Source organism: Halorhodospira abdelmalekii, assembly GCF_016583625.1.
In the GTDB taxonomy this organism is placed as follows: domain Bacteria; phylum Pseudomonadota; class Gammaproteobacteria; order Nitrococcales; family Halorhodospiraceae; genus Halorhodospira; species Halorhodospira abdelmalekii.
Genome location: NZ_NRRN01000101.1, coordinates 1 through 2,442, shown reverse-complemented (window position 1 = coordinate 2,442; position 2,442 = coordinate 1). Strand labels below are relative to the sequence as shown.

At 60.2% G+C, this 2,442-nt stretch carries 3 protein-coding genes; 2 read left to right on the top strand and 1 reads right to left on the bottom strand.

Annotated features, from left to right (window positions below; all coding sequences use genetic code 11):
- Positions 1 to 273 precede the first annotated feature (273 nt).
- Positions 274 to 1,245, bottom strand: coding sequence for a hypothetical protein (locus tag CKO15_RS13430; RefSeq protein ID WP_200197269.1), 972 nt, complete (start codon positions 1,243 to 1,245; stop codon positions 274 to 276).
- A 584-nt stretch (positions 1,246 to 1,829) separates the two neighbouring features.
- On the opposite strand from CKO15_RS13430, the gene CKO15_RS14605 reads away from it, so the two are divergent.
- Both CKO15_RS14605 and CKO15_RS14450 read left to right on the top strand, forming a co-directional pair.
- Positions 1,830 to 2,240 (top strand): RNA-dependent RNA polymerase family protein, encoded by a 411-nt coding sequence (locus tag CKO15_RS14605; protein ID WP_338036074.1) that lies wholly within the window; start codon positions 1,830 to 1,832, stop codon positions 2,238 to 2,240.
- A partial coding sequence (locus tag CKO15_RS14450) for a reverse transcriptase domain-containing protein (protein ID WP_338036073.1) occupies positions 2,228 to 2,442 on the top strand: 215 nt, incomplete at its 3' end. The genes CKO15_RS14605 and CKO15_RS14450, both read left to right, overlap by 13 nt.

The following is a 2,442-nucleotide window of genomic DNA, read 5'->3' as shown; positions in this document are numbered from 1 at the left end:
GGGTGGGGGGGGCGGGCAATCATATCTCTGGCGATTGTGGGTGCATCGTTCGTCCTCAGATCATCGGTGGCGCGGGCGTTGGCTGCCGCGCTCGCGATGGATGCGCTCGGTGGTGGGAGTGGAGGGAGTGGTGGGAGTGTTTCCGCCCCTACTAGCATATTTCACACTGCCATTTTTGGGTTCTGCAGAGGAACGATCCCACGACTCCCTCCACTCCCACCATAATGAGGAGGCGGAGGGAGCGCCTCCGCCTTCCGTGCCTCACGAGCGAGGTCACCCAGCGTGGTCGCCGACGCACTCGACCCGCCAGATCTTCGTCCCTGATCGTTTTCCATGTTCCACGACACGCTTGCCGCTGATGATCCGCCCGGCATTTCTCTCAATCCAGCGCCCGAGCTTTCGCATGTTGATCTTCTCGGGCTCCCCCGCGATTTCCCGAAGGGTGTCCATCAAGGCGCCGTAGGGTCGGACATTGCCGGGGTCATCCTGATGTTGGCCCGCTTCGGTGGCTGCCAGCTCAGCGCAGCGCTTGGGTTCCGACCCGAAGCATGCGAACCAGTTCTCAAGCAGTGCCTCTAGCTTCTGCGTCTCAGGGTCTGCTTCGTAGTTCTGCGCGATAGCATCGGCCGGGTCAGCCAGCCCAAACGGTGCCAATTCCTGGTCGCGCAGCCAAACCACACACTGACGGATCAACGTATCCCACTGCTCGTAACTGCCCATTGTGCCTTCGCCTTTTCGTGGCTGCCCTGCTGCCACGAAGCCACACAGGACGGTGAGCGCGGCAGCGCGGTAGTAGAGCCAGCGTTCGCGTACCCGCTGCACTGGATCAAAGGGAAACGCGAGGCGCTCTGGCGATTCGACGCCGTGGTCGATCGTAGAAAGCAGTACGCGGCGGGAGAGATCCCCCACCAGACCCAGGTTGTTTCCAGTGGCGAGGATCAGTACCCGTGTCGGCGCGCTGACCTCGTCGCTGGTCCCTAGACGACGATCCTTGAAACGAGAACTGGTCAGAATCGCGCAGAGTGTGTCGCTGTTCATCCGGCCAGTGATGTTGTCGAGCAAGATTGCCGACGGGCCTTCCATGAGCGAAGACATCAGTCGCTTGCGCTGCTCCTCAGCCTCTGAGGACCAAGGCGACTCAATTGGTTCCTCACCGCCGAGCCAGCCAACGGCCTTTGCAGCCTTGCTCTTTCCGCTTCCGGCCTTGTAGGCGTTGAAGCCAAACCCCGGTGCGGTCTCAATCATCGGTCGCTGCACCGCAGTCAACAACGCCGCCAGCAGGATTGACGTGTGCCACGAAGTAGCCGTGAGCAAGGAGGCTTGAGCTGCATGCTGTACCCAAGATGAGGGAGGGCCCCTCGGCATCGCCTTTCAGGAGGAGGTGTCAAACCACCCCAAGCTGCTGCGATTAAGAGTCGTGGTGGTGAGCGTTGGCGGAAAAGGCAGACGAGATCTGTCAGGTGTGGTGTACCGAGACGAACGCAAGTGAACCGCTGATTAAGCATCGAAATGTTCTAAGTGATGTCGAAACCGTGGCCCTGTCAATGGCCCGGGACGAATCCGGCAGGTGCCTGATGACTGGCCGGATGGCATCCGGTGTAGAGGCGGCGTGACGGTGCTCCAGGCTTGGGTATGGAACGTGGGAACCTGTTTGCCTCGATGCGAAGGAAGCCGGCCAAGTGGAAACCCCACAAGGCCCAGAGTACCAAAGCGAGGCGCAGGGACGGAGTGGCTCGCAGTAGTGTTGAAGCGGCTGTAATGGCCGTGGAGCGAAGGGGCCACGTCATCGCGCCTTGGTTGCTGTGACAACCGAGATACGGGAGGATCCAGTGAACGAGGCAAAGCCATTCGAGATCCCCAAACAGTGGGTCTGGGAGAGCTATCAGCAGGTGCGATCCCGTGGTGGGGCGCCCGGTTACGACGGCCAGAGCGTGGAGGATTTTGAAGAGGAGCTTCGAGACAACCTCTATAAGCTATGGAACCGTATGTCCTCAGGCAGTTACATGCCGCCGCCGGTACAACTTGTGGAGATTCCCAAGGCGGATGGCGGTCTCAGGCCATTGGGGATACCAACGGTGTCGGATCGGGTCGCACAAGCAGTGGTCAAGCGAGCACTGGAGCCGGAGTTAGAGCGGCACTTTCATGCTGACTCGTATGGGTACAGGCCCGGCAAGAGTGCCGCAGACGCATTGGATATCACCGCAAGCGGTGTTGGCGCCACCCATGGGTGGTTGACCTAGATATTCAGTCGTTTTTCGACTCGATTGACCATGAGCTGACGATGCGGGCGGTGCGCCATCATACGCAGGAGAAGTGGATACTCCTGTATATCGAGCGGTGGCTGAAAGCCGACCTGGTACTCTCCGACGGGACACGATACCCGAGGGACCGGGGAACTCCGCAGGGCGGAGTCATTAGTCCGCTGCTAGCGAATCTCTTTCT